Below are 26,443 nucleotides of genomic sequence, written 5' to 3'. Positions count from 1 at the left end.
GGTCGATAAGATGGGCCCGTCTCCTCCATGATGTCTCTACTGACATGGGTTGGCCCCGCCGCGCGGATGCAGGCGGGGCTTTTTTTCGTCCCGTTCCGGAAAAGGGGGCGCGATGTACCGGGCCGTGGCCCGTTACGCGAACACCGGCCGGAAAAAGCTGCGCTCGTAGCTGACGATGCAGCGCGTTTCCTCCGCGTAGCGGAATGCCGCCTGACAGGCCGGATCGTCCATCGACCGTTCGCGGTAGCGCTCGTATTCGGCGAGGCTCGGGAACGAGAACATCGCGAGCGCGATGTTGTTCGCCCCTTCGGACGGCAGGAAATAGCCGTGATGCGTGCCGCCGAACCGCTCGACGAGCGGAATCCACATCTTGCCGTAGGTTTCGAACTGGTCGAGCTTGTACGGATCGACGACGTAGCGAAGGTAGCAGGTGATCATGAGCGCGCCCGGGGCAAGGAGGAATCCGCGAGTCTGGCGGGCGTCGCCGCATGTGTCAACGGCGCACGCCGGCGAGCGATGCCGTCGCGCGATGCGTTGCTTGCGCGGGCAACGAACGGCATTCCGTCACGCGTTCGCCACGACGCGCGCAGCGTTGCCGCACGCACCGCCGCCACCGTTTCTTCCGCTCGCCAACTGCCCGACTTTTACGACATTTTTTCTTGCGAGGGCGGTCGGCGCGCTCCTAGACTTCGGGCATCCCAACCACGGAGCATGGCGATGTCGATACCCTGGAACGCAACTGCCGAACGCACACCTGCCGCGCCGCCTGTCGCGTGCGCCGATCGGGTGATCGTGCGGCGTTTCGATCCGGCTTTGGACAGCTATGCGCAACTCACGCCGATGCTGCATCGCGCGTTCGCGCGGCTCGGCGCGATGGGGCTCAACTGCACGTGCGTCGACCAGGATGTCGACGTCACGCGCCGTCGCGCGGAAGCGGGCGAGTGCTATGTCGCCGTGTGCGGCGGGCGCGTGATCGGCACGGCCACGCTGTATGCGACCGATCCGTCGTCGGCATGCTCGCTGTACCGGCGCGAAGGCGTCGCGAGCGTGCGGCAGGTGGCGGTGGACCCGGCTTGCCAGAGCCGCGGGATCGGCGCGTTGCTGCTCGCGTTCGCCGAGCAATGGGCCGCATTGCGCGGCTATACGCTGCTCGCGCTCGATACGCCGCATCCCGCGTCGCACCTGCTCGCGTTCTACGGCGCGCAGGGTTTCGACGTCGTCGACGTGATGCGCTTCGACGGCAAGTGCTACGACAGCGCGATTCTCTGCAAGCGGCCCGTCGCGCACGTCGTGCGTCGCGTGTCGACGGCGTCGCGCATGGCCGCACGCGTGGCGGCCGTGCGTCGTCTTGTGCACGCGTTGCCGTCGCGTGCGGCTGCGATGGCCCGACGCGACCGGCACGTGCGGCGTGGCGCGGGCTGGGCGGCGCGACGCGCGGCCGGTGCCGCGAGCTGCCGCTCGTCGCCGTGGCGGCCGCGTCAGCACGGACGCTACACGTTCGGCTGACCGCCGCGCGCCGTCTTTTCCTGTTTTGCCGCGCAAACGTCGCGTGAGCGGAGTGTGGCGCTCCCGCTCGTGTCAGGCCCTCGAGACACCCCCGCCGCATCGCGGCGAAACCGATGTTTACGCGCTTTTTATGCTGCCGCGCGGCGTGCTCGTGTCATTGCCGTTCATTGCGCTGATCGACATCGTGCCGCAGGCCTGCGAACGGGCCCGGGCATGACCGCGCGGCGTTACTCGTCGCGGCCGTGCGTAGCGCCGCCGCCTTTCGCGACGCGCCATGCGATCGTGCCGAGCACGCCGACCGCGACGACGAGCGCCGCCCACAGCACGTAGCGGCGCGGGGCGTCCGTGTCGGCGGCCGGTGCCGGCGCGACCGCCGAAACCGGCAACGCCGCGCCGACGCGCGCGGGCCGCACTTCGGGCGCCATGCCGACCAGCAACGCATCGCGGCTCGCGGCCGACGACCCGAGCGACGCGGCGCCGACGCCGAGCGTAAACGGCGGCGTGCCGCGTGCGACGAAGGTCAGCGCGGCCGGATGCCAGCCGATCGAGACGGCCGGCTGGCCGCCGCCGAATCCGCCGTTGCGCATGTCGACGACGATCCGCCACGCGCGATCCGTATTCGCCGCGAACTCGAGCGGCGGATTGCGCTGCTCGCCGGCCTTGCCGTGCAACCGGAACAGCACGGCAGCCGCGACGTCTCGCCACGGCGCCTGCGCGTCGGCGCGGCTCTGCAGCGTCGCGCGCGCGACGGTGTTCGGCTGCGGCAGGTCGATGCGCACGCGGTCGACCGGATACGCGCCGTCGGTGTCGAACAGGTATTCGCCGGGCGTGCCGCCCGCCCGCACGCGTACGGCGTCGCGCCATTGGCGCGGCACGGACGCGGTATCGGTCCCGAGCGCATCGCGCGGGTGCGTTTCGACGTCGATCGATGCGATCGCGGGCGCACCGTCGAGCCAGTCGAGCCGCAGATAGCGCGGCGCCGCGCCGTCGAGCGCGATGCGTTCCTGCACCAGCATGTCGTCGCCGTGGCCGACCTTCAGCAGTTGCGTGCTGCCGAGTGCGCGCCAGTTGCGCAGGTCGTCGCTGGCTTCGACGGCGACACGCCCCTGGTAGCTGTCGTCGCCCACGTGCACGAGCAGCGCGTCGATGTTGCCATCCGCATGCGAGAGGTCGACGAGATCCGCGCCATGCTTCGCGCGCGCCGGTGCGGCGACGCCCGCGCGCAGCGCGCCGTCCGGGCCGACCGTCACGCCGAGCGGTGCGTTGCCGTCGTCGGCGCGCGCGGGCGGCAGCGCAAACCAGTGCACCGGCGTGCGGTGCGGCGGCACGGCGGGTGCGGCCGCGGCGGGTGCATCGAGCGAATACGGCACCGGCTCGCCCGCGCCGTTGAAGATGCGCACGTCGCCGAGATCGTCGCGCCGGCTCGCCGCATAGACGGGCTGCGGCACGGTGAGCTGGTAATACGCGGCGGCGCCGTCGAGGTCGAGCGAGAAGCGCTGCGCGACGCGCCCGGCCTCCGGCGCGCCGTCGGCCGCGGCGAACGACGCGAGCACGCTCAGTCCGAGCAGGGCGGCGAATCGTTTCATGCGGCGTCGTCCCGTGGCGCGGCGGCCTTCGGCGGCAGCGGCGAGAAGTAGCCGATCAACAGCAGCAGCACGCCGATGCCGATGAACGACACGATGCGCTCGATGCCGGTCACGTGCGACAGGTCGAACAGGAACAGCTTGACGACCGTGAGCGCGAGCAGCGCGGCGCCGACGAACCACAGCGGGCGCAGCCCGCGGCGCGTGGCCCAGATCGTGATCGCGAGCGCGCAGAGCGTCCAGTACACGGACACCGACGCCTGCACGAGCGTCGATTCCGCCATCGCGCCGAGTGCGTACGGCACGCCGGCCCAGTGATGCAGCGTGCGCAGCAGGATCGCGTTCAGCCACAGGAACGCGGTCGCCCCCGCTGCGCTCAGCAGTTCGACGCGGTACTGGCCGAACGACCAGCCGAGCTTGCGCGCGCGCACGAACCACGACGCGGCGAGCGCATAGACGACCGCGAGCACGAGGTCGAGCGGGTTGAAGAGCGGCACGCGCGCCCAGCTGCCGCCGTCCTGCGTGAAGTTCGCGTAGAAGGTCCACACCCACATCACGACGATCAGCGGCAGCGACGCGAGCGCGCACACACGGGCGATGCCGTCGCGACGCGTCAGCCACATCCCGGCGAACGCGAACAGGCTCCAGCCGACCATGAACACTTGCTGGATGCCGAACGACGACAGCACGGTGTCGATGTCGTAACCCGTATGGAAACGGTGATGCAGCGTGCGCAGCAGCAGCGCGTTGAACCACAGGAACACGGTTGCGATCGCCACGTAGTCGACGATGCGCGGATGCCACGCGATGCCGAGCGTGCGCAGGCGGCGCAGCCATACGGCGAATGCGACAAACACCAGGAACTGCGCGATGTCGAGCGGATTGAGCAGCGGCAGCCAGAAGAGCGGCGCCGCGTTGCCGTCGCTGATCACGCTGGCGACGCTCCACAGCCACAGCAGTGCGGCGAGCGGTGCCGCGCCCCACACCTGGTACGCGCGCGGAAACGCCGCGACGGGCCAGCGCAGGCGCGAGCCGGGGCCGGACACCAGCAGGAGCAGCGCGCCGAAGCCGTAGGCCCACGCGCTCCAGCTCCATGCGCCTTCGGGCACGTACGCGCGCAGGCGCCAGAAGCCTTCGAGCGACAGCAGCCCGCACACTGTCCAGAACGTCAGCGTGTGCAGCGGAGCGACGATGCCCGCGGCGACGGATGGCACTGGGCCGGGCGCGGTGCCTGTCGCGGGTTCGACGGTCGCCGGCCCGCGCGACTGGCGCCACAGCAGCGCAAGCGCCGCGCCGACCGCGACGGGCCACGCGAACGCGCCCATTCCCGACAGCGGCGCCTCATGCGCATCGAACGCGCGCAGCGCGAGCAGCGCCAGCACCGGCGTCAGCGCGAGCGCGGGCCATTCGGCGAGCGGCCACGCGAGCCGGCGGCGCGCGACGTGCGCGAGCCACGCGGTGCCGGCCGCGAACAGCGCGGTCGTATCGACGACGAAGCGATCGGCATGCAGGTCGACGTGACGGCTCGCGTAGACGAGGATCTCGTGCAGCCCGCCGCTGACCCACCACAGCAGCCCCCACGCGGCCGCGGCGGCGCCGATTTCGGGCATCCACGCATGCCACGCGCGCGCTTCGCCGCGCCCGTGCAGCCACCAGCCGGTGAACAGGCCGGCGAGCGCGATCAGCAGCATCGCGATGTACGGGCTGTTGAGCACGGGCAGCGCGGTGGTGTCGGCCCGCCCGAGCAGGCTCGTGAAGAACGCACCGGCCGCGGCAACCTGCATCAGCAGCCCGAAGCCGAAGCGCAGCATGCGCTTCTCGCGCACGCCGAGCCACACGACGGCCGCGCCTTCGATCGCCCACGCGGCGCTCGTCGTCGGGCCCGAGAACGCGAGCGGCACGGCCAGCGTCGCGAAGATCACCGCGAGCGCGAGCGTGGATTCGAACAGCAGCGCGAGGCGGTCGCGGCGCCGCGCGAGCCAGGCGGTGACCGCGACGTAGAACGCCGACAGCGCGACCGCGCTCCACGCGAGCCCGAACGGCACGTCCTTCACGAGCGACGCCTGTAGCGCGGTCGCGACGATCGGCGTGCCGAACACGAGCGTGCCGTCCACGTAGTGCCGCAGCGCGAGCTCGCGCTTCACCGCGTACAGCAGTGCGATGCCGACATACATCAGGAAGAACAGGATCAGGAACGGCTCGGTGCTCGCGAACAGCGCGGGGCGGTAGGCCGTCACGCCCCACGCCGAACCGATCGTGAACGTGAACACGAAGCCGAGCAGGTTCAGCGGACGCCACGCCTTGAACCACGCGATCGCGAAGATACCTGCGTTCAGCAGTGCGTAGTAGCTGAACAGCGCGACGTGGTTGCCCTGGCCGGTCGACAGCAGCACCGGTGCGAGAAAGCCGCCCGCGCTGCCCATGAACGCGAGCGGCAGTGCGTTCTGCCGCACCGCGAGGAACGCGCTCAGCGCGCACACGGCCACCATCAGCGGAAACGCGGCGCCGACGGGCAGCAGCGCGTAGAGCTTGGTCGCGGCGAAGATCGTCAGGTACAGGATGCCGACGCCACCGCCCTGCAGCACGAGCCCGTACGCGGCGCGGCGCGCGCGCACGCGCCAGCCGACCGCAAGCAGCGCGGCCGCGGCGAGCGCGGTGCCCGCGAGGCGGAATTCGATCGGCAGCATATTGTTGTCGGCCGCGTACTTGAGCAGGAACGCGACACCGAAGAACAGCACGACGATCCCGACGCGCACGACCGTGTTGCCGCCGAGCAGCCAGTCGCGCGCGGCGCGGAACGCGCGCTCGGCGATGCCGGGTTCGCGCGGTTGGGGCGGTGCGGGCGGGATCGACGGTGCGGCCGGTGTTTCGCTTGCACGGGGCGTCGTGGCCGGCGCCGGTGCGGCGGCGCGAACCGGTGCGGAAGAGGGCGCCGATACGGATGCGGATGCGGATGCGGATGCGGATGCGGATGCGGATGCGGATGCGGATGCGTCCGCGCGTGCGGCTGCCGGCTGGGCCGGCGGGCGCGGCGGCAGCGCAGCCGACGGCGGGACAGGGGCGAATGGCGTGGCGGATGCGGATGCAGTTGCGGTGCCCGCGGGTGTGGGCGCGGTCGCGCCGGGGGTGGCCGAGCCGGCGTGCGCGCCGGCAAGCTGGCCGCGCAGCGACGCGACTTCACGCGTCAGCGTCTCGACGGTCGCTTCGAGGCGCGCGACGCGCTCGGCCAGCGGAACCGGCGGCGGTGCAGGCGGCGCCTGCATCGCGAACGTGCCGGGTGTCGCGCCCTTGGCTTTGCGCTTGCGCTGTTGCAGCGTGTTGTCGAGGCAGAACCCGATCGCGGCGCCGAGCACTGCGCCGTTGATGGCGGAGAAGTCCCCGATCAATGCGGCAATCCCGCCCACGATGAAGCCGATTGCGGTAAAAGCCCAGTTCATCTCGCCTTGCTCCCTCTCTCGTATCGTTATCGGCCTGCGACCGGATGTTTGCCGATCGAGGCGGTGTCGGCATGGCCGGCAGGCGAACCGGCATGCGCTGCTGACAGCGGGGGCCGCGTGGCGGCCTGCGTCGCGATCAGCCTGTTGGCGGGGAATGTATCACAGCGGCCATCGTGGATTTTCCGGGTTGACGCGGTATCGCGGCATGCGCCGTCCGGTGTCGCCACGCGGTTCTTTCTGCACGATCATGCTTTTTACCGGTGCATGCGACGCGCATTCGTCAGAGCAGAGCGACGCGCGAACGGACGTGAAATTGTCGTAAAGCGACGCGCGCCCGATGCGAATCGGCGCACCGCGCGGCGCGATATGCGTCGCGCTGCTGCGCACAAGTCCGGTGCGCGATGCCCGCCGTTGCTGGCCGTGCGCGTATTGCGCCGCCGCAATCGGGTGCCGACCCGTGCTGCGGGCCGCCGGGCGGGGCCGGCGACCGTGTCGTATTTGCGCAAGCGTTTGTCGTAATTCGTCGGCAGGTCGGGGTTTTTTCTGGCAACTATGTAGGCACGCTATGCAAGTGCGAGTCCCCGCTACACGAGGAGAAGGTTTCGATGGATGCCCCCAAGGTCGTGGTCGAAGGTCTGTGCAAGGTGTTTGGAAGTAATCCGCGGCAGGCGCTCGACATGCTCGCCGCCGGCGCGACGAAGGACGATGTGCTCAAGCGCACCGGCCAGGTCGTCGGCGTGCACAACGTCTCCTTCGATGTGCAGGAAGGCGAAATTTTCGTGCTGATGGGCCTGTCCGGCTCCGGCAAGTCCACGCTGATCCGCCTCGTGAACCGGCTGGTCGATCCGAGCGCCGGCAAGGTGATGATCGACGGGCTCGATGTCGCGTCGGCACGCCGCTCGGCGCTGACCGCGCTGCGCCGCAAGGACATGAGCATGGTGTTCCAGTCGTTTGCGCTGATGCCGCATCGCACCGTGGTGTCGAATGCCGCGTTCGGGCTGGAAGTCGCGGGCATGGGCAAGAAGGAGCGCGAGCGCCGTGCGATGGAAGTGCTCGAGCAGGTCGGCCTCGCGCCGTTCTCGCACAAGCTGCCGTCCGAGCTGTCGGGCGGCATGCAGCAGCGCGTCGGCCTGGCCCGCGCGCTGGCCGTGAACCCGTCGCTGATGATCATGGACGAGGCGTTCTCCGCGCTCGACCCGCTCAAGCGCCGCGAAATGCAGGACGTGCTGCTGCAACTGCAGAAGGAGCAGCGCCGCACGATCATGTTCGTGTCGCACGATCTCGAGGAAGCGCTGCGCATCGGCAACCGCATCGCGATCATGGAAGGCGGCCGGCTCGTGCAGGTCGGCACGCCGCAGGACATCATCGCGAACCCGGCCGACGATTACGTGCGCGCATTCTTCGACGGCATCGACACCAGCCGCTACCTCACGGCCGGCGACCTGATGCAGACGGGCGCCGTGCCGCTCGTGTCGAAGTGCGATGCCGCGAACGTCGCGGCGACGCTCAACGGCAGCGCCGAATACGCGTTCGTGCTCGACGCCGAACGCAAGATCCGCGGCTTCGTCACGCGGGACGCGCTCGGTCAGGCCACGCCGTCGGTGCGGCCGATCGAAAGCATCCGGCGCGACGCGTCGCTCGAACATGTCGTCGCGCGCGTGGTCGCGAGCCCGAATGCACTGCCGGTCGTCGACGACGACGGCTGCTACTGCGGCTCGGTCGATCGTGCGCTCATCCTGAAGGCCATCACGCGTTCGCGAGGTTCCCATGTCTGAAATGATTCCGCTCGGTACCTGGGTCGACCAGTCCGTTCACTATCTGCTCGACCACGACGCAAAGACGTTCGACGCGATCGGCCAGGCGATCGAAGGGCTCGCGGCATTCGTCGAGCACGGCCTGCAGGCGATCCCGATGTGGATGATGATGGCCATCTTCATCGGCGTCGGGCTGTGGCGGGTGGGCTGGCGCTTTGCGCTGTTCACCACCGCGTCGCTGCTGCTGATCTTCGCCACCGGCTTCTGGGACCAGACGGTCATCACGCTCGGCCTCACGCTGTCGTCGACGATCATCAGCCTCGTGCTCGGCATTCCGCTCGGCATCTGGGCCGCGAAGAGCAAGTGGGTTGCCGCGATCGTGCGCCCGATCCTCGACCTGATGCAGACGATGCCGGCCTTCGTCTACCTGATTCCGGCCGCGATGCTGTTCGGTCTCGGCCGCGTGCCGGGGATCCTGTCGACGGTGATCTTCGCGATGCCGCCCGCGGTGCGCCTGACGAGCCTCGGTATCCGCCACGTGAACCGCGAGATCGTCGAAGCCGGCCAGGCATTCGGCTGCACGCCGTGGCAATTGCTGTACAAGGTGCAGTTTCCGAACGCGCTGCCGTCGATCATGCAGGGCGTGAACCAGACGATCATGATGGCGCTGTCGATGGTGATCATCGCGTCGATGGTCGGCGCGGGCGGTCTCGGCAACGACGTGCTCGCCAGTATCCAGCGCCTCGACATCGGTCTCGGTTTCGAAAGCGGCCTGTCGGTCGTGCTGCTCGCGATCATTCTCGACCGCATCACCGAGAGCTTCGGCCGCGCGCCGGGCACCGTGAAGGCGCCGCTGTTCTCGGGCCTCAAGCAGCTGTTTCGCGTGAAAGCCGCACACGCACAAGCGTGACCTCCGGCGGCCGGCACCGCCGGCCGCTCACCCTGAATATTTGATAACGGCCTCCGCGGTTCGCGCCGCGGGGCTAGCCCCCTGCAACCTCCTCGCCAGGAGACCGATGTGACGTCCGCCGTCGCCGTGGCGCCCGCCGCCTGCGTTTCACCGGTTTCGTCTCTTGCCCATTTCGGCTTCCTGACGCTGCCGAACTTTTCGATGATCGCGTTCTCGAGCGCCGTCGAAGTGCTTCGGATGGCGAACTACGTCGGGCGAGCCGATCACTACCAGTGGTCGATCTACTCGCTCGACGGCAGTCCGGTGCACGCCAGCAACGGCATCGCGGTACGGCCCACGCAGGCGCTCGACTACACGAACCTGCCCGACGTGATGATCGTGTGCGGCGGTATCCGCATCCGCGACGTGGTCGACGAAGGCGCGCGCGATACGCTCGCGGCCCTCGCCGAACGCGGGCTGCCGCTCGGCGGTATCTGCACCGGTGCGTACGCGCTGATGTCGAGCGGGCTGCTCGACGGCTATCGCTGCACCGTGCACTGGGAGAACCTGTCCGCGCTGCATGCCGAGTTTCCGCAGGTCGGGTTCGCCGACGAGCTGTTCGTCGTCGACCGCGACCGGCTGACCTGCACCGGCGGCACCGCGCCGCTCGACCTGATGCTGAACCTCGTCGGCATGCGTTTCGGCCAGCAGCTGGCCGCGCAGGTGTCCGAGCAGTTCATCCTGGAGCGCATCCGCAGTTCGACCGATACGCAGCCGATTCCGGTCGATGCGCGGGTCGGCTTCTCGCGCGCCGAGCTGATCGAGGTCGTGCGGCTGATGGAGGCGAACATCGAGGAGCCGCTGTCGCTGGAGGAACTCGCGCGGCTCGTGCGGCTGTCGCAGCGGCATCTGCAGCGCATGTTCAAGGTGTACCTGAACGTGTCGCCGACCCACTATTACCTGACGCTGCGCCTGAAACGCGCACGCGACCTGCTGCGCACGACCGACGCGTCGATCGCGCGCGTGACGACCGTCTGCGGCTTTCATTCGCCATGCCATTTCAGCAAGGCCTATCGCGCGCAGTTCGGCCATGCGCCGAGCTACGAGCGCCGGCTGCCGGGGCGCTGAACCGGGGCGACGATTCGGTCCGCGACGCCGCCGGGATCGCGGCGCGCGGCTTCAATAAACGATCCCGCATTCAAGCAAACGACATCACTTTGAGGAGAAGCAAGATGAAGCGCCTATTGATCGCAGCGGTGTGCGGGGTCGGGATAACCGCGCCGATGTCGGCCGTGTATGCGGCCGATCCGCCCGTATGCAAGAACGTGCGCTTCGCGGATGTCGGCTGGTCCGACATCGCGGCGACCACCGGCCTCGCATCGACGATGCTGCAGGGGCTCGGCTACAACCCGACGAAGACGATCGCATCGGTGCCGATCACGTTCGCGGGGATCAAGAGCAAGCAGATCGACGTGTTCCTCGGCTACTGGTCGCCGACGATGGACCCGATCATCCAGCCGTTCACGAAGGCCGGCACGATCAAGGTGCTCGCGACGCCGAACCTGACCGGCGCGAAATACACGCTCGCGGTGCCCGACTACGTGTACCAGGGCGGCCTGAAGTCGTTCGCGGACATCCAGAAATACGCGGACAAGCTCAACGGCAAGATCTACGGGATCGAGCCGGGCAATGACGGCAACCTGCTGATCAAGAAGATGATCGACGGCAACCAGTTCGGCCTCGGGAAGTTCAAGATGGTCGAGTCGAGCGAAGCCGGGATGCTGGTCGAGGTGAATCGCGCGATCCGCGACAAGCAGTGGATCGTGTTCCTCGGCTGGGAACCGCATCCGATGAACGTGCAGATGAAGATCGACTACCTGAGCGGCGGCGACGCCGTGTTCGGTCCGAACTACGGCGAAGCGAAGGTGCTGACCGCGACGCCGCCCGATTATTCGCAGCGCTGCCCGAACGTCGCGAAGTTCGTGTCGAACCTGCAGTTCACGACGTCGATCGAGAACCACGTGATGATGCCGATCATGAACAAGGAAGACCCGAACAAGGCGGCGGCCGAGTGGCTGAAGGCGAACCCGCAGGCGCTCGACAAGTGGCTCGCCGGCGTGACGACGCTCGACGGCAAGCCGGGGCTGCCGGCGGTGAAGGCGTATCTCGGCGTGCATTGAGCGACGGGCACGGGGCTTCACGGTCCTGACCGGGAGCCCGGCGCGTCGTCGAGCCGGTGGAAGCGGGGCGCACGTCCTGCCTCCACCGGCTTTTTGCATTCGGCTTCACGCGCGGCGCGATGGCAAGAGGACGATGCGCTAGACTGCTCGATCCCGATCGAGGAGGCGGCGATGATCCGCAACACGCGTGATGTATCCGGATGGCGACACGAACACGGCAGGTGGCTGAACGGCATGTCCATGCGTGCCGACGCGGGCCGCAGCCGGATGACGCGGCATCCCGACGGTCGTTTCGCATGAAGCGCATCGAGCAAGTGGTGCTCGCCGCCGATCTCGCGGGCACGGTGGTGTTCGCGATCGAGGGCGCGAATGCGGCGATCGGCGCCGGACTCGACCTGTTCGGGGTCATGGTGTTGTCGCTCGTCGTCGCGCTCGGCGGCGGCGTGATCCGCGACCTGCTGATCGGCGCACGGCCGCCGAGCGCCGTGAGCGACTGGCGCTATCCGGCGCTCGCGTTCGCTTCCGGGTTGTTCGCGTTCGTGTTTCACGAGCGGGTCGCCGCGTTTTCTCCGTCGCTGCTCACGACGCTCGATGCGGCCGGCCTCGCGTTGTTCGCGGTCGCGGGCGCGGTGAAGGCGCTCGAATTCCGGGTTCACCCGTTCATCGCGACGCTGATGGGCGCCGTGACCGGCTGCGGCGGCGGTGTCGTGCGCGACATCCTGCTCGCGCGGGTGCCGGCGGTCCTGGTCACGGATATTTATGCGAGCGCGGCGCTGCTCGGCGCGGTGTGCGTCGTGTCGTGCCGGCGGCTCGGTTGTCCGCCGGTCGTCGCGGCCGTGCTGGGCGGTGTTGCGTGCTTTGCGCTGCGGATGGCGGCGGTGCGCTTCGGCTGGCAATTGCCGAAAATCACCACCGGCGCGTGAGCGCTCGGCTCACGGTTCCTTCGTCGCCGCCGGTACGTCGAACACCCGATCGAACGCCCACTGGAACACGAACGCATAGCAGAAGAAGAACGCAAACAGCCCGATGTCGACGACGAACGCGTCGAGCCACGAGATGTCGAGCCACCACGATACGACCGGCACGAGGATGAAGATCAGCCCGCCTTCGAATCCGGTCGCGTGCAGGATGCGTCGCCCGAGCGTGCGCGTCGGCCGCCGGCGCGACGCTTCCCAGCGCTCGAACAGCGCGTTGAAAAGCATGTTCCACAGCAGCGCGATCGCCGACATCGTTGCCGACAGAGCGCCCGAATAGACGAGGTCCTGCTTGAAGATCGCCGCGATCGCGGGCGAGATGCACGAAATCGCGATCGCTTCGTAGAGCACCGCCTGCGTGATCCTGCGCGGTAGGCCTTGCACGTAGTTGCTCCGGTTGACCGTCACGCGCCGCGGCACCGTGCCGCGACGTCCCGCAAGGCTATGCGCGTTGCACGTCCGCTTCAATTCACCTAATCTCACCCCGATTGATTCCAATTCAACCCGGCCCGATCCGGCCCGCGAGGCCCCCGTGTTCTCGAAAATTCCCCTGACCGCATTGCGTGTATTCGAGTCGGCGGCGCGCCTCGGCGCATTCAAGGCTGCAGCGGATGAACTGTCCGTGACGCCGGCCGCCGTGTCGCATCAGATCAAGTCGCTCGAAAGCCGGCTCGGCGTGCTGCTGTTCGAGCGCGGGGCGAGCGGCGTGCGGCTCACGGACGAAGGCGAGCGCCTGTTTCGCACGAGTCACGATGCGCTGCTCGCGTTGAGCAGCGGACTCGATGCGGTGCGGCCGGAGACGCCCGAAGACCGCACGCTCGTGCTGACCACCACGCCCGCGTTTGCCGCGATGTGGCTGATTCCGCGTCTCGGCCGGTTTCGTCGCATCGATCCGCAACTGCACATCAAGGTCGAAACGGGCAACACGCTCGCCGATCTCGAACGCGATGCGCGGATCGATCTCGCGATTCGCGCGACGTCGCGCACGTTTCCGGCGCTGCACGAGATTGCGTTGATCGACGAGTATTTCGGCGCGTATGCGGCCGCCGGGTTCGATGCGCATCGCACGGACGAGCCGCTCGACCTGATCGAGACCGTGTGGGATACGCCGCTGCCGGTGTCGGTCGACTGGGCGTCGTGGTGCCGTGCGGCCGGCCGCGAAGCGTGGCTCGAACGCGCGGTGTTTCGCCATTACGACGACGAGCATTACGCGTTGCAGGCGGTGCTGCACGGGCAGGGCATCGCGCTGCTCAGCTCGGTGCTGGCCGCCGAGCATGTCGCGCACGGGGCATTGGCGCCGATCGAGCCGGCGGTGCGGATCGAAGGCGCGCGCTTCGTCGCGCTGTGCCGGCCGGGACGGGAGCGGGAGCCGCAGGTCAGGGCGTTTCTGGACTGGCTCGCGGCGGAGATTGCGCAGACGCGGGACGCGGTGGGGCGGATGGGGGAGTCGGACATCGAGCGGTAACGGGCGGGCTGTGCGCCCCGCTCCGAAATCGCCATCCCGGAGCGGGGAAACCGGCCCCACCGCGTGCGCTCACCCGAACCTGACGCAATAAACCGGAGGCAAATGCGCAGACACCAACTGCCAGTTCTCGCCGCCGTCATCGGACGTCCATAACCCGCCAGTGGTCGATCCCATCGCGAGGCGCGTGCCGGTGTCGTCGATCGCGAGCCCGTGCCGATACACGAGGTCGTACGCCGGCGCACTCGGCAACCCGTTCGAGAACTGCTCGAAGCTGCGCCCGCCGTCGCGCGTGCGCGCGACGACGAAGCGGCCATCCACCGGAATCCGGCACGCATCCTTCACGGCCGGCACGAACCACGCCGTATCCGGCTCGCGCGGGTGCACGGCCACCGCGAAACCGAAGCTCGAAGGCTGCGCCTCGATGCGCCGCCAGTGTTCGGCGCCGTCGGTCGAACGGAAGATCGCGCAGTGATGCTGCGTCCACAGCACGTCAGGGTTCGCCGCGCACTGCACGACGCGGTGCGGGTCCTGCGCGTTGGGCTCGCCGCGCCGTTCGGGCGGCATGTAGTCGGCTTCCATTCCGTCGGCGGTCACCCGCCACGTCGCGCCGCCGTCGGCGGTCTGCCAGACGCCGCCGCACGAGATGCCGATCGTCACGTGCCGGCTGTCGCGCGGATCGACCATCACCGAATGAATGCCCGGCGCATCGTAGCCGCCGCCGCCCCATTCGGTGCGTTCGGGGCGGTCCCACAATGTGCGGTTCAGTACCCATGAGTCGCCGTGGTCGTCGGAGCGGAACAGCCCGCCGGGAATTGTGCCTGCCCACAGCGCGCCCGGCTCGTCGGCGCCGCCGGCTTCGAGCGACCAGATCTGCTGAAGCGTCCACGGCGGCTGCGGCGGGGCGGGGGGCTCGTCGTCCGCGTCGCCCTTGCCCACGTGCGCGCCGGCGCCGCCAGGCGGTTCGTCGGCAGGCTGCGGCGGATAGACGGGAACCGCGCATTCTTCCCAATCGACGGCGCCCGCTCGCCTGCGGTGCAGCTTCACGCCGAAATGGCCGAGGTTGAGCGCCGCATAGAGCGTGCCGTCGCGCGGGTCGGCGAGCGCCATGCTGACGGGCTCGCCGATGAAATGCGGTTCACCGGGCGTCCAGCCGCCGCTACCGTCGGGTTGCATGACGAACAAGCCCTTGCGGGTCGCGACGAGCAGTCGATCGTTCATGTGCGATGTCTCCTGATGGTCCGCCTTGGCGCGATAGCGCTTGTTATCGGGGCTGCGCCCGTGCATGGGTCCCTTTATCCGCCCGTCAGCGCCTGGACGACATACACGCGGCTCGCGTCGCCGAGCGCATCGGACAGGCGCTGCCGGTCGCGGATCGGCTGGCCGTCGATGAAGACCGACAGGTGTTTTCGCAGCGCGCCCTGGTCGTCGAGGATGTAGCCGCGCAGTCGCGGCTGCTCGCTGAAAATGGTGTCGAATGCTTCGCAGACCGAACTCGCATCGACTTCGCGTTCGGGCGTTTCGACATGCCGCTGGATCGATGCGGCGAAGAAGAGATGCGCCATGACGGGCAGATCGGAAGAGGGGCGAAGGGACGGTCTGTAGTTTACGCGATCCCGCCGGGCGTTTCAGGGCCGCGTCACATGCCGGCGGCAGGCTGTCGGCGATATAGCGGGGTCGAAAGACAGCGGCCCGGACAACGCGATCGCCATGCCCGGTCGACAGGATTCGGTGAATCGGCAACAATCGTGCCGCGATCGTGGCGGCACGCGTCAGGCAGTTGTACTACGCATACTTGTCGCCAACCGTCTCCCTGACGGGGTGCGTGTCGTACACGATGACCATGCGCTCGACGAGCCCGCTTTCGTCGAATTCGAACACGTCGACACATTCGAACTGCACCGCCGAGCCGTCGTTAAGCCCCCAGTCGTACACGAAGTAACCCGTTGCCCGTCGTGTGCCGGTCGCGCTGACGCAGATGTCGATCAGGGTGATCCGGCTTTGTCCGGATGCGGCAACGACCTTGTCGAAGAACGGTTTCGGCTGCATCCAGCCGAGAAACGGAGAAAAAATCCGTGCATCCGGCGTGAACAGCGCGCAGATCGACGCGACGTCGCCGCGCTCGAGCGCCTTCAGGTAGGTGTCGACCTGCTGCGTGTATAGTGCCTCCGACGACGAGACCATGCTCTTTCTCCGCTGATTGTTGACGAGCCGGGACGCAGTAGCCGCTGCGAATCCGATGCAACCACGATAGCGATGCAGCGATGACCGAACAATCGAAAAATCCGCAACCCGGGCATGCGGCCCGTGCATACCCGCTTGCCGAACTCACGCGAGCGCTGCCGCCGTTGACGGCGTTCCAGGCATTCGTCGCCGCCGCCGAACTGGGCAGCTTCAGCCGGGCCGCCGATCATCTGTGCAGGACCCAGGGTGCGGTGAGCCGTCAGGTGCAGCAACTGGAAGTGCATTACGGGTGCGCGCTGTTCGTGCGTCATGCGTCGGGGCTGGCGCTGACCGCGGAAGGCGGCGCGTTGCTGACGGTGGCCGTCGACGTCCTGACGCAACTGGCACGCCACGCGGAAGTTCATGGCGGCGTCGCGCCGGTTCTCACGCTGCGGTTGCCGTCCACCTTCGCGATCCGCTGGCTGCTGCCGCGTCTTCCCGCGATCCATCGCGCACTCCAGCCGACCGAACTGCGGATCCAGACGTCGGCGGACGACACGCCGGATTTCGCCGGAACCGACGTCGACGCGATCGTCGTGCGCGGGGCCGGGCACTGGGCCGGCATGGTGTCGGTTCCGCTGTTTGCGGAGCGGCTGACGCCGATGTGTACCGGCACGCTGGCCGCTTCATTGAAATCGTTCGCCGACCTTGCGCGGGCCACGTTGCTTCATCCCGCCCGCGGGCATGACGAGTGGCGCTGCTGGCTCGCTGCGGTCGGCGCGACGCAGGTCGATCCGGAAACCGGGCTGGTACTGGACACGCTCGAGTTGACGCTCACGGCCGCGGAGCAGGGGCACGGCGTGGCGATCGGCGACCCGCGCATGGCCCGGGACCGGCTCGTGGCCGGGACGCTGGTGGCTCCCTTTGGCGACGTCGTGGACAACGGTCTCGGCTATTTTCTCGTGTACCCGTCGCCGCGCGCGACGCAACCCAGGATTCGCGCGCTGACGTCGATCCTGACGGAACTCGCGCAGGACGATTCGCCGCGCACCGCGTGACGGGCATCCGTGCCGGTCACACGCGCTAGACCGGAATCGACCGCCCGCGCATCCGGATCCCGATCCGCACGATACCGATCACCACATTCGACAGCCACGTGAGCCAGCGCGGCATCCCGCGCCGGCGGATATCGAGCAGCAGCACGATCCGCACCGCGTCGCTGTCGTTCCACACCTCGTGCGTGAACGTGTCGTCCCACAGCAGGAAGCGTCCTTCCTCGAGCCGGTATTCGTGGCCGTCGACCTTCAGCACGGCGGCCGGCGTGCCGTCCGCGCGCGTCGGCATCGACAGCACGAGATAGCCGCGCAGGATGCCGCGAAACGGGCCGCGATGCGGCGGAATGTGCTTGCCGGGCGCGAGGAACGACAGCGATGCGGACAGCACGTCCGGCGACGTCGCGACGATCGACGCGACGGTCGGGCAGCGCGACAGGTTGCGCGGGAACGGCTGGCCGTACGCCTGCATGATGAACATCCGCCAGTCGCGCGCGTCGTTGGCCGAGATGTCGTACTGCTCGCGCATGATTTCGTGAAAGCGCGGGATGCGCGGCATGTCGCGCGCCACCGCGAATGCCTCTGCCCGGATGTCGGCCCACGCGCGGACGAAACGCTCGGCATCGGGAAACGCGGCCGTATCGAGCACGGCGCCGCTGTCGATATGGCGGTCGTATAGCGTGCGCAACAGGCCGGCTGCATAGTCGTAAGCGACGGACATGGTCGATCGAAGGGCGATCCGTAAAGGTGTCGTCAGTCTGCACGAAGCGCGGCGCGCGCTGCGTTACGTCAGGTTACGCCGGCTGACGAAAGAATGACAGTTTCATGAACGTTCGTCGCAGGCGCTTCCGGCACCGGAGAAGCCGCGTGATCCGGGCTGCGCGACGCGCGGGAATAAACGCACACGCTCCGGCGTCATACGGGTGTAGCACATCGTCTCGTTGACTTCTCGAGGAGTGGAACATGCATACGCATTGGCTGGTGGCCGCCGCCGTGGCGGCGATTTCTCTCGCGGGTATCGCGACTCAAGCGTCGGCCCAGGAACTGACACGCGCGCAGGTCAGGCAGGAACTGATCGACGCTGAAAACAACGGGCTGCGCTTCGTGACCGATACGTCGTATCCGGACGTGAGCCCGCTGTTTCAGCAGCAGGTCGAACGGATGCCCGGGCATCGGGCCAGCACGGCGGTCGGCAGCGATCCGGCCACGTCATCCGAAGCGGGCAAGCCGGCGACGATGTCGCCGCGTCAGGGTGCCGCCGCGTGCGTCGGCCCCGCGAGTTTCTGCACGATTTATTTCGGGAGCTGACGCAGCCGCCTGCATCCGCGGGTCAGGCATTCAAGGTTTTCGACAAGGTTGATCGATGCGTAACATTGAAGGAGTTCATGATGAAAACATATATCGTAGTCCTGACGATGATCGGAGCGATCGTCTGTCAGTCGGCATTCGCACAAACGGCTGCGCCGCTGACGCGTGCGCAGGTTCGCGACGAATTGATGCGTCTGGAAGCGGCCGGGTACGACCCGGCGAAGGGAGACGAAGGCGAGTATCCGGCGGACATCCAGGCGGCGGAAGCGAAGCTGGCCGAGCAGGACCGGGCCCGAACGGCGGCGGCCGCCGCGCTTGCGCCGGCGGCCGGCATGCCGGCGCCGACCGGCAACTAGGTGCCGACATGGTCTTGTGTGACTTCAGTCCGCCGTGTTCGCGGCACGGCAGTCCCGCAGCCGTTCGTCACGCGCGGCGCGGCAGAGGGGCGCCGGCTGCGCTGCCTGTCATCGCGCGCCGTTTCGCACGGCGCCGCGATCATCTCGTCAGCCGCGCGCGACAGGCGGGCAGGCCGGTCGTGCGATGAACCGGAACGAAGACGGTATCGGCCTCGGCGGCAACACGGTTCATGTGCGCGGTGGCATACCGCGCCGCCAGCGTGGCGATCACCAGGGCAGCATGCGCTGCACGACCTGATCGCGCAGCACGAAGCGGTGCGCCAGTGCGGCTGCGACGTGCAGGCAAATGGCGCCGAACAGCACCCAGGCGAGGATGCCGTGCACGCCGCCCATCGCGTGGCCGAATCCGGAGCCGGCCGCCGACAGCGCGGGCAACGGCACGATGCCGAGTAGCGTCACGCCCCAGGCGCGCGACGACGCGTTGATCCAGCCGAGCAGCGGCACCCCGATCAGCAGCGCGTAGAGCGCGAAATGCGTGACGCCCGACAGTGCGCGCATCGCGCGCGGCAGGTCGCTCGCGGGCGGGCGATGCGTCGCGCGCCACAGCACGCGGCAAGCCATCGCGGCGAGCAGCGCGGTCCCTACGAGGAGGTGCGCGGCGATCAGGCCGATGGGCTGCGTATCGCGGTGCACGTCGGGCATCGTCCAGCCGATCGCAAATTGCGCAACGACCAGCGCGACGATCAGCCAGTGAAGAAAGCGCGCAACGGCGTCATAGCGGGCGGGCGTGGACATGCGGACTCCTGACGTACGACGGGGACGATATCGATCGGGCGAATTCTACGGATGCTTCCTTAACGAAACGTTAAGCGCGCGGCATCGCACGCGACGACCGGTCGTCGGGTGTGCCGGCCGGCACCGAGCCGCCCGCGTCCGCCGACGGCAGCGTGATCGCGACGCCGAGGCCCCGGCCGCCGATGCCGGCCCCGAATTGCACGGTGCCGCCGAAGTACTGGGTGATGCGCGTGACGATCGACAGCCCGAGTCCGCTGCCGGGCGACTGCGCGCCGCTGCCGCGATAGAAACGGTCGCCGAGCCGCTCGTGCTCGCCGGGCGCGACGCCCGGGCCGTCGTCGCGCACGACGATGCGTTGCCGCCCGCCGTCGTCATGCACCGCGAGTTCGATGCGGCCGCCCGCGCGGCTGTACTTGACGGCGTTGTCGACGAGGTTGTCGAGCAGGATGCCGATCAGGATCGGATCGGCATCGATCGCCCGGCCGGATACGTGGCCGGCCACGACGTCGATGGCCTTGTCCGAAGCCTTGTGGAGATGGCGATCGATCGCGGCGTCGACGAGTTCGCGAACGACGACGGCGCGCGTCGGAATGCGTTCGTATTCGTCGAGTCGAGCGAGCAGCAGCAACTGTTCGGCGAGCCGCGCGCTGCGGTCGACACCTTGAACGACCCGCTGCATCGCCAGTTGCGTGCGAGCCGGATCGTCGGACGCGATCGCGACCTGGGCCTGGACCTTGATCGCGGCCAGCGGCGTCTTGAGTTCGTGCGCGGCGTCGGACGTGAACGCGCGTTCGCGCACGATCGATTGCCGCAGCCTGGCCAGCAGGCGGTCGATCGCGTCGACCAGCGTGCGCACCTCGTCCGGCACGGTCGCGATGGCGAGCGGTTCGAGCGATCGCGCGTCGCGCGCGCCGATCAGCGTCGAAAGCGTTTTCAACGGCGCGAGACCGCGCCCGATCAGGTACCAGAGGAGGAGCGCCAGCACCGGGAGCGCGACGATCAGCGGCAGGACGATGCCGCGTGCGATGCCGGTCGCCAGATCGCTGCGCGTATTGGCGATCTCCATCACGCGTATCCAGCGCCCCGACGCATTGTCGCGCAATGTGTGCGTACGCCACGGCGCATCGTGAATGACGATCGTCTCAGGGGCGCCGCGCGGGTTGCGGATATCCGGCAACGCGGCCGCTTCGGCCGGAAGGCTCGATGCGACCACGTTGCCTCGGGCGTCGCGTACCTCGAACAGGATGTCGCGGGGCAGGCGATCGCCATCGCTTTCAGGGCTGGGTCTCGCGCTGCCGCGATCCAGTTCGACGCGTGCGTCCGGCGGAAAACGGGCGAGGCGGCCGAGGTCGGCGGCCGACAGATCGACCAGGAGCGACGCATATTCGACGAGGCGGGCGTCTTCCCATTCGCCGATCTCGCGCGTCGCATAGCGGAAGCCGCCGAATACGGCGACGAGCCACACGACGGTCACGCAGCCGAGCGCCATCGATGAAACGCGGCGCCGTATCGAGCGGGAGATCATGCGAGGTCGACCACGTAGCCGATGCCGCGGACGGTGCGGATCAGTTCCGCGCCGAGCTTCTTGCGCAGGTTCGAGACATGGACCTCGATCGCATTGCTTTCGATGCCTTCCTGCCAGCCGTACAGCGTGTCTTCGAGGCGCGCGCGCGACTGCGGCGCGCCCGGGTGGCTGACGAGCTGAACCAGGATCGCCCACTCGCGCGAGGTCAGCGCGATACGCGATGCATCGCGCGTCACCGTGTGGGCGGTCAGGTCGATCGTGATGTCGCGCCACACGATTTCATCACCGGCGCGACCTTGCGAACGGCGCACGAGCGCACGACAACGGGCAAGCACCTCGGTCAGCTCGAACGGTTTCGCGAGATAGTCGTCCGCGCCGTCGTCGAGGCCGCGAACGCGGTCGGCCACGGTGCCGCGCGCGGTCAGCACCAGCACGGGGACCGTATCGCCCGCGTCTCGCAACGCACGCAGCAGTTCGGTGCCCGATTTTCCCGGCAGACCGAGATCGAGCACGACGAGCGCGAAGCGCGTCGTCGCGAGCGCCGCGGCGGCCGCGTGACCGTCGCGCAACCAGTCGACGTGATAGCCGGCCTGACTCAGGCTGATCTCGAGACCGCTGCCGATCAGGTCGTCGTCTTCAACAAGGAGGAGTCGCATGGTCGATTCGGGGGGCGGATGCCTGCGATTGTACGAGTGCAACCGTGCATGCGTGCAACGGATTGTAATGGTGCAGCATCCGGCTTTCCGCGATTCTGAAGAACGCTTAAGGTTTGCCTCCGGCAATCCCGCTACCATCGGCCACACCGTTTCTCGGGTGTCATCCGTTCCCAGGATCCCGAACCGGGTCACGCATGTCCGGCACATGCCGCGCGTGCTTGCCCGTCAATCCGCGGCCCTTTCGATCGATCTCCGATCGATGCGTGTCGTCCGTACGGGAGGTTCATTCTCCATGGCATCTTCGACGATCGGGCGATGGCGTGCCCACCTGCTGATCGCCGCACTGGCCGGCATGTTCATTCAGTGTTTCGTGCTGGTGTCGTTGCTCGCAGGCCGCATACCCGAAGCATTTTTTACCACGACGACGTTTCGCGTCTGGACCGTCATCGCGGTCGCCACCGCGATCCTTTCAGCCCGCAAGCTTGCCGATACGGCGTTTCGGGCCGCCGTCGCATGCGGCTACGTGCGTGTGACCGGAATCGATCGCCGCACGGTAGTTGTGTCATCTGATTGCGCGTACCGTCGCCTGGTCGTTCTTCACATCCGGCTGCACGGGAATCGATACGGCGGCGCGCACGGGTGAGCCCGCGTGCGCGCGGCTGCGCCGGGGTGTCGTGGTCGTACGGGTCACCACTGGGGAGAAGCATGGTTTTGCTGCATGTGCTGCACGCGCTGGCCGGCGCAATGTCGATCGTCTGCGGGCTGGGCGTGTTGCTGGGCATTGCCTATACGGTCACGGCCAGCGTGCTGGTCGGCCGGTTCTTTTCCCGGGCGGCGGCCCGGCCGCGCGCGTATCCGGGCGTCACCGTCGCGAAGCCGCTGCACGGTGACGAGTGGCAACTCGTACAGCATCTCGAAAGCTTCTTCGTGCAGAATTATCCGGGCCCCGTCCAGCACCTGTTCGGCGTGCACGATGCGGCCGACAAGGCGCTTGCCGCCGTCGAGACGCTGCGCGCGCGCTACCCGGACGCGAACGTCAAGGTTGTCGCCGATGCGCGGCTGTACGGGCCGAACCGCAAGATCGCGAATCTCGTGAACATGCTCGAACACGCGGAGTATTCGGTGCTCTGTCTCGCCGACAGCGACGTGCTGGTCGAGCGCGATTATCTGTGTGCCGTCGTCGGCGCGCTACAGCAGCCGGATGTCGGCATCGTGACGAGCGTGTATCGCGGCATCGCATCGCCGGGCTTCTGGTCCGGTGTCGCGGTCGCGATGACGAACTACCATTTCCTGCCGGGCGTGATCACCGGGCTCTTCATCGGGCGTGCGCGGCCGTGCTTTGGCCAGACGATCGCGATCACGCGCGCAACGCTCGACCGCATCGGCGGCCTGACGCGTTTCGCGCATCACCTGGCCGAGGATCACGCGCTGGGCGAAGCGGTGCGGCAGGTAGGCGCGCAGGTCGTCATCCCGCCGTTCGTCGTCGGGCATGCGTGTGTCGAGGAGACGTTCGCGAAGCTCTACGCACACGAGTTGCGCTGGAGCTGCACGATCCGCGCGGCGGACCGGCTCGGTCACGCGGGCTCGGTGCTGATGCACCCGGTGCCGCTCGCGCTGCTGGCGCTGGCGTTCTCCGGCGGCACGGCTGCCGCGTGCTGGCTGGCGGTGGCGGCGCTCGTCGCGCGCACGCTGCTGATGCTGAGAACGAGCCGCGCGACCGGCGCGGGCCTGCGCGGCGCGATCTGGCTGCCGTTCGTCGATCTCCTGCAGTTCTTCGTGTTCGTGTCGAGTTTCTTCTCGTCGCACGTCGTGTGGCGCGGCACGCGCTTTCGCGTCGACCGGGAAGGCCTGCTGTCGTCGGCGAGCGAATCATGACGATGCAGACGAACCCCGGCGCCGATGCAGCGGAGCGGAACGCCGCGCGGGGCGACGCGCGGCTTCGCCATGTGGGGCAGGTGGCGGCGCTGGGCGGGCTGGCGCTCGCCGTGTGGCTGATCTGGCGCGAACATCCACTGGACATCCTGCATCGGCTGCAGATCGCCGGCGCGGGGCTGCTGCTCGCGGCGCTGGCGCACATCCTGCCGATGCTCGCGAATGCATGGGACTGGCGGATGCTGATCCGCAGCCCGCGCCGGCCGTCGTTCGCGACGATGCTGAAGCTCGTGTGGATTCGCGAATCGATCAACGGATTGTTGCCGGTCGCGCGGATCGGCGGCGAGATCGTATCGTTCGGCCTGTTGCGGCAGGCGGGCGTGCGGCCGGCGACCGTGGTGGCGAGCCTCGTCGCCGACATGCAGCTGACGCTGATCAGCCAACTGGTGTTCGCGCTGGTCGCGATCGGCTACGTGCTCGAGCACGTGTCGTCCGATGCCGCGCGGGTGGCCGGCAACCTCGCGATCGGCATGGCCGCGCTGGTGCCGGTGCTGCTGCTGTTCGCGCTGGTGCAGCACGCGCGGCCGTTCGAGCGCGCGATGCGCGTGCTCAACCGTGTCACGAGCGGCAAGGTGGTGGCGCTCGTCGGCGAATCGGCGCGCACCGATCAGTCGATCCGGATGATCTGGAGAAAGACCGGCATCGTCGTGCGTTATCTCGTGATCTGGCAGACGCTTCAGTTCGTGGGCTACGCGCTGGAAATCTGGCTCGCATTGTACTTCCTCGGCGCGGAGCCGACCTTCGCGCAGGCGCTCGCGATCGAGGCGCTGATCCAGCTCGTGAGCAGCATCGCGTTCCTGATGCCGGGCGGCCTCGGCGTGCAGGAGGGCGGGTTCGTGCTGATCGGCGGACTGCTCGGGTTCGACCCGCCGACTTGTCTCGCACTGGCCGGCGCCCGCCGCGTGCGCGACCTGCTGTTCTATCTGCCGGGCTTGCTCGCATGGCAGTGGGCGGCCGGTTCGACGCATCGGCCGGGCGGCACGAAACGCGCGTCGTTGCCCATCGGGGAATCCGCCCGGCCGCATTGATGCGACCGGGCGCCCATGCCGCCCACGCGCGGCGGGCGGCGCGGGAATCAGCGCCGTTCGTCCGCGATGTGGCTGCGGATCACGTCCGCGAACGACGTGTCGCCCTTCAGCCCGAGCGCTTCCGCGCGCGACGTATCCCAGCGGCCCGGCCAGCTGCCGACGATCTTCTCGACGCGCTCGTCGGGCACATGGCGGATCAGTTTTACGACGTCGTCGCCGGCAACTTCACGCAGCGCGGCGATCATCTCGTCGACCGACACCGACAGGCCGGGCAGATTGATCACCCGTTTGCTGCCGAGCTTCGCACCGTCGATCTCGCAGCCGGCGACGAGCGCGTCGATCGCGCCGCGCGGCGACAGCAGCCACAGCCGCGTCGAACCCGGCACCGGGCACACGCTTTCCTCGCCGTTCAGCGGCTCGCGGATGATGCCGCTCGCGAACGACGACGCGGCCGCGTTCGGCCGGCCCGGCCGCACGCTGATCGTCGGCAGGCGCAGCACGCGGCCGTCGACGAAGCCGCGCCGCGCGTAGTCGCACAGCAGCAGTTCGGCGATCGCCTTCTCCGCGCCGTACGACGATTGCGGATTCAGCGCGGTATCGTCCTGCACGACGTCGGGCAGCGCGCCGCCATACACCGCGACCGAGCTCGTGAACACGACGCGCGGCTGGTGGTCGCAGGCGCGGCACACTTCGAGCAACGTGCGCGACGCATCGAGGTTGATCCGCATGCCGAGATCGAAATCGGCTTCGGCCTGCCCGCTGACGATCGCCGCGAGGTGGAAGATCGCGCCGGTCTGCGTGTCGATCGCGCTGTCGAGCACCGTGCGATCGGCGATGTCGCCGACGATCGACGTCACGCGTGCGTCGCCGAAATCGCTGCCCGCGACGACGTCGAGCAGCACCAGCTCGTCGATCTTCTCGCTGCGGCCGCCGGGGCCGGTCAGTTCGCCGCGCTCGAGCAGCTTGCGCGCGAGACGCTGGCCGAGGAAGCCGGCGCCGCCGGTGATCAGTACTTTCATGTTCTTCACCCTCAGAGGAATACGGGAATTACAGGTACGGCCTGAGCCAGCCGAGCCCTTCGGACGTGCCGGCTTTCGGCCGGTATTCGCAACCGATCCAGCCGTCGTAGCCGAGCGCATCGATCAGCGCGAACAGATACGGGTAGTTGAGTTCGCCGACGTCCGGCTCGTGGCGCTCGGGCACGCCCGCGATCTGGATATGGCCGATGCCCGCGAAATCGCGCTTGAGCTTCATCGCGAGATCGCCTTCGACGATCTGGCAGTGATAGCAGTCGAACTGCACCTTCAGGTTCGGCGCGCCGACTTCCGCGCAGATCGCCTGCGCGTCGTCCTGTCGGCTCAGGAAATAACCGGGCATGTCGCGCTGGTTGATCGGCTCGATCAGGATCGTGATGCCGTGCGCGGCGGCGGCCTGGGCGGCATGCCGCAGGTTCGCCAGGTAGGTGTCGCGATGGCGCGCGCGGTCGGCGCCCGGCGGCACCATGCCGGCCATCACGTGCAGCTTCCGGTTGCCGAGCACGCGCGCATAATCGAGCGCCTGGTCGATGCCGTGCCGGAACTCGTCCTCGCGGCCCGGCAGCGACGCGGTGCCGCGTTCGCCAGCGGCCCAGTCGCCGGGCGGCGCGTTGAACAGCGCCTGTTCGAGATTGTGTGCGTCGAGGCGCGCGCGGATGTCCTCGGCGGCGAAGTCGTACGGGAACAGGTACTCGACGGCCTTGAAGCCGTCGTAGGCGGCAGCGGCGAAGCGTTCGAGAAACGCATGCTCGGTATACATCATCGAGAGGTTGGCGGCGAAGCGTGGCATGGCAGCGGGTCCTGTGAAT

The 26,443-nt window shown here is 68.3% G+C and carries 26 protein-coding genes; 13 read left to right on the top strand and 13 right to left on the bottom strand.

The features are described 5' to 3' along the window. Positions 1-132: 132 nt before the first annotated feature. Positions 133-438 carry an NIPSNAP family protein gene (locus WJ16_RS30610; protein WP_069260704.1) on the bottom strand — a complete coding sequence of 102 codons (306 nt, stop codon included), beginning with the start codon at positions 436-438 and terminating at the stop codon, positions 133-135. 279 nt (positions 439-717) lie between these two features. Here WJ16_RS30610 and WJ16_RS30605 point away from each other — a divergent pair, with 279 nt between their 5' ends. Further along, the gene (locus WJ16_RS30605; protein WP_069261234.1) at positions 718-1,506 is read left to right on the top strand and encodes a GNAT family N-acetyltransferase; all 789 of its coding nucleotides are present in this window, start codon (positions 718-720) and stop codon (positions 1,504-1,506) included. A gap of 227 nt (positions 1,507-1,733) precedes the next feature. Here WJ16_RS30605 and WJ16_RS30600 read toward each other — a convergent pair whose 3' ends face one another. Beyond that, entirely contained in the window at positions 1,734-3,092 is a 1,359-nt protein-coding gene (locus WJ16_RS30600; protein ID WP_069260703.1) for a DUF3999 domain-containing protein, read from the bottom strand. Then, positions 3,089-6,526, bottom strand: coding sequence for a DUF2339 domain-containing protein (locus WJ16_RS30595; RefSeq protein ID WP_069260702.1), 3,438 nt, complete (start codon positions 6,524-6,526; stop codon positions 3,089-3,091). The genes WJ16_RS30600 and WJ16_RS30595 overlap by 4 nt, the downstream gene beginning before the upstream one ends. A gap of 605 nt (positions 6,527-7,131) precedes the next feature. Between WJ16_RS30595 and WJ16_RS30585 the strand changes: the two genes are divergently transcribed. The 5 genes from WJ16_RS30585 to WJ16_RS30565 all read left to right on the top strand — a co-directional run bounded on the left by WJ16_RS30585 (position 7,132) and on the right by WJ16_RS30565 (position 12,272). Continuing rightward, positions 7,132-8,301: a quaternary amine ABC transporter ATP-binding protein gene (locus tag WJ16_RS30585; RefSeq protein ID WP_069260700.1), complete on the top strand. Its 1,170-nt coding sequence runs from the start codon at positions 7,132-7,134 to the stop codon at positions 8,299-8,301. Beyond that, on the top strand, positions 8,294-9,190 hold the full coding sequence (choW, locus tag WJ16_RS30580) for a choline ABC transporter permease subunit (RefSeq protein WP_069260699.1): 897 nt from the start codon (positions 8,294-8,296) through the stop codon (positions 9,188-9,190). The genes WJ16_RS30585 and choW overlap by 8 nt, the downstream gene beginning before the upstream one ends. 108 nt (positions 9,191-9,298) lie before the next feature. Next, a complete protein-coding gene (locus tag WJ16_RS30575) occupies positions 9,299-10,297 on the top strand; it encodes a GlxA family transcriptional regulator (RefSeq protein WP_011354068.1) in 999 nt (332 codons plus the stop codon). A gap of 104 nt (positions 10,298-10,401) precedes the next feature. Further along, entirely contained in the window at positions 10,402-11,349 is a 948-nt protein-coding gene (locus tag WJ16_RS30570; protein ID WP_069260698.1) for a choline ABC transporter substrate-binding protein, read from the top strand. Between the two features lie 296 nt (positions 11,350-11,645). Then, a complete protein-coding gene (locus WJ16_RS30565; protein ID WP_069260697.1) occupies positions 11,646-12,272 on the top strand; it encodes a trimeric intracellular cation channel family protein in 627 nt (208 codons plus the stop codon). A gap of 9 nt (positions 12,273-12,281) precedes the next feature. Here WJ16_RS30565 and WJ16_RS30560 read toward each other — a convergent pair whose 3' ends face one another. Beyond that, a complete protein-coding gene (locus WJ16_RS30560) occupies positions 12,282-12,707 on the bottom strand; it encodes a PACE efflux transporter (protein WP_069261233.1) in 426 nt (141 codons plus the stop codon). Between the two features lie 148 nt (positions 12,708-12,855). On the opposite strand from WJ16_RS30560, the gene WJ16_RS30555 reads away from it, so the two are divergent. Beyond that, a complete protein-coding gene (locus tag WJ16_RS30555; RefSeq protein ID WP_069260696.1) occupies positions 12,856-13,788 on the top strand; it encodes a LysR substrate-binding domain-containing protein in 933 nt (310 codons plus the stop codon). Between the two features lie 69 nt (positions 13,789-13,857). Here the strand turns inward: WJ16_RS30555 and WJ16_RS30550 are convergent, their stop codons facing one another. The 3 genes from WJ16_RS30550 to WJ16_RS30540 form a co-directional block, all read right to left on the bottom strand. Further along, positions 13,858-15,006 (bottom strand): WD40/YVTN/BNR-like repeat-containing protein, encoded by a 1,149-nt coding sequence (locus WJ16_RS30550; protein WP_069261232.1) that lies wholly within the window; start codon positions 15,004-15,006, stop codon positions 13,858-13,860. 74 nt (positions 15,007-15,080) lie between these two features. Next, complete coding sequence (locus tag WJ16_RS30545; protein ID WP_069260695.1) at positions 15,081-15,350, bottom strand: ubiquitin family protein; 270 nt, start codon at positions 15,348-15,350, stop codon at positions 15,081-15,083. 220 nt (positions 15,351-15,570) lie between these two features. Beyond that, complete coding sequence (locus WJ16_RS30540) at positions 15,571-15,969, bottom strand: nuclear transport factor 2 family protein (RefSeq protein ID WP_069260694.1); 399 nt, start codon at positions 15,967-15,969, stop codon at positions 15,571-15,573. An 80-nt stretch (positions 15,970-16,049) separates the two neighbouring features. Here WJ16_RS30540 and WJ16_RS30535 point away from each other — a divergent pair, with 80 nt between their 5' ends. Continuing rightward, on the top strand, positions 16,050-17,006 hold the full coding sequence (locus WJ16_RS30535) for a LysR substrate-binding domain-containing protein (protein WP_069260693.1): 957 nt from the start codon (positions 16,050-16,052) through the stop codon (positions 17,004-17,006). 25 nt (positions 17,007-17,031) lie between these two features. Here WJ16_RS30535 and WJ16_RS30530 read toward each other — a convergent pair whose 3' ends face one another. Then, the gene (locus tag WJ16_RS30530) at positions 17,032-17,721 is read right to left on the bottom strand and encodes an aspartyl/asparaginyl beta-hydroxylase domain-containing protein (protein ID WP_069260692.1); all 690 of its coding nucleotides are present in this window, start codon (positions 17,719-17,721) and stop codon (positions 17,032-17,034) included. Positions 17,722-17,963: 242 nt separating this feature from the next. Here WJ16_RS30530 and WJ16_RS30525 point away from each other — a divergent pair, with 242 nt between their 5' ends. Together WJ16_RS30525 and WJ16_RS30520 are read left to right on the top strand one after the other, a co-directional pair. Continuing rightward, entirely contained in the window at positions 17,964-18,308 is a 345-nt protein-coding gene (locus tag WJ16_RS30525; RefSeq protein ID WP_069260691.1) for a DUF4148 domain-containing protein, read from the top strand. 80 nt (positions 18,309-18,388) lie between these two features. Beyond that, positions 18,389-18,664, top strand: coding sequence for a DUF4148 domain-containing protein (locus tag WJ16_RS30520; RefSeq protein WP_069261231.1), 276 nt, complete (start codon positions 18,389-18,391; stop codon positions 18,662-18,664). A gap of 267 nt (positions 18,665-18,931) precedes the next feature. Here the strand turns inward: WJ16_RS30520 and WJ16_RS30515 are convergent, their stop codons facing one another. From WJ16_RS30515 to WJ16_RS30505, 3 genes are all read right to left on the bottom strand, one after another. Next, on the bottom strand, positions 18,932-19,459 hold the full coding sequence (locus WJ16_RS30515; RefSeq protein WP_069260690.1) for a cytochrome b: 528 nt from the start codon (positions 19,457-19,459) through the stop codon (positions 18,932-18,934). 70 nt (positions 19,460-19,529) lie between these two features. Next, positions 19,530-20,984 (bottom strand): ATP-binding protein, encoded by a 1,455-nt coding sequence (locus WJ16_RS30510; protein WP_069260689.1) that lies wholly within the window; start codon positions 20,982-20,984, stop codon positions 19,530-19,532. Continuing rightward, a complete protein-coding gene (locus tag WJ16_RS30505; RefSeq protein ID WP_069260688.1) occupies positions 20,981-21,640 on the bottom strand; it encodes a response regulator in 660 nt (219 codons plus the stop codon). Before WJ16_RS30505 ends, WJ16_RS30510 begins: the two co-directional genes overlap by 4 nt. 67 nt (positions 21,641-21,707) lie before the next feature. Between WJ16_RS30505 and WJ16_RS35150 the strand changes: the two genes are divergently transcribed. The 3 genes from WJ16_RS35150 to WJ16_RS30490 all read left to right on the top strand — a co-directional run bounded on the left by WJ16_RS35150 (position 21,708) and on the right by WJ16_RS30490 (position 24,600). Continuing rightward, a complete protein-coding gene (locus tag WJ16_RS35150) occupies positions 21,708-22,283 on the top strand; it encodes a hypothetical protein (RefSeq protein ID WP_157126883.1) in 576 nt (191 codons plus the stop codon). Positions 22,284-22,345: 62 nt separating this feature from the next. Beyond that, the gene (gene hpnI, locus WJ16_RS30495) at positions 22,346-23,515 is read left to right on the top strand and encodes a bacteriohopanetetrol glucosamine biosynthesis glycosyltransferase HpnI (RefSeq protein WP_084636136.1); all 1,170 of its coding nucleotides are present in this window, start codon (positions 22,346-22,348) and stop codon (positions 23,513-23,515) included. After that, positions 23,512-24,600 carry a lysylphosphatidylglycerol synthase domain-containing protein gene (locus tag WJ16_RS30490; RefSeq protein WP_069260686.1) on the top strand — a complete coding sequence of 363 codons (1,089 nt, stop codon included), beginning with the start codon at positions 23,512-23,514 and terminating at the stop codon, positions 24,598-24,600. The genes hpnI and WJ16_RS30490 overlap by 4 nt, the downstream gene beginning before the upstream one ends. A gap of 47 nt (positions 24,601-24,647) precedes the next feature. On the opposite strand, the gene denD is transcribed toward WJ16_RS30490, so the two are convergent. Both denD and otnI read right to left on the bottom strand, forming a co-directional pair. After that, the gene (gene denD, locus WJ16_RS30485; protein ID WP_069260685.1) at positions 24,648-25,619 is read right to left on the bottom strand and encodes a D-erythronate dehydrogenase; all 972 of its coding nucleotides are present in this window, start codon (positions 25,617-25,619) and stop codon (positions 24,648-24,650) included. A 28-nt stretch (positions 25,620-25,647) separates the two neighbouring features. Next, positions 25,648-26,424: a 2-oxo-tetronate isomerase gene (gene otnI, locus WJ16_RS30480; protein WP_069260684.1), complete on the bottom strand. Its 777-nt coding sequence runs from the start codon at positions 26,422-26,424 to the stop codon at positions 25,648-25,650. Positions 26,425-26,443: the final 19 nt, after the last annotated feature.

It is taken from the genome of Burkholderia metallica (assembly GCF_001718555.1).
Taxonomy (GTDB): Bacteria; Pseudomonadota; Gammaproteobacteria; order Burkholderiales; family Burkholderiaceae; genus Burkholderia; species Burkholderia metallica.
Note: the sequence above shows the minus strand (reverse complement) of the source record. Positions and strands in the feature narration are given on the sequence as shown.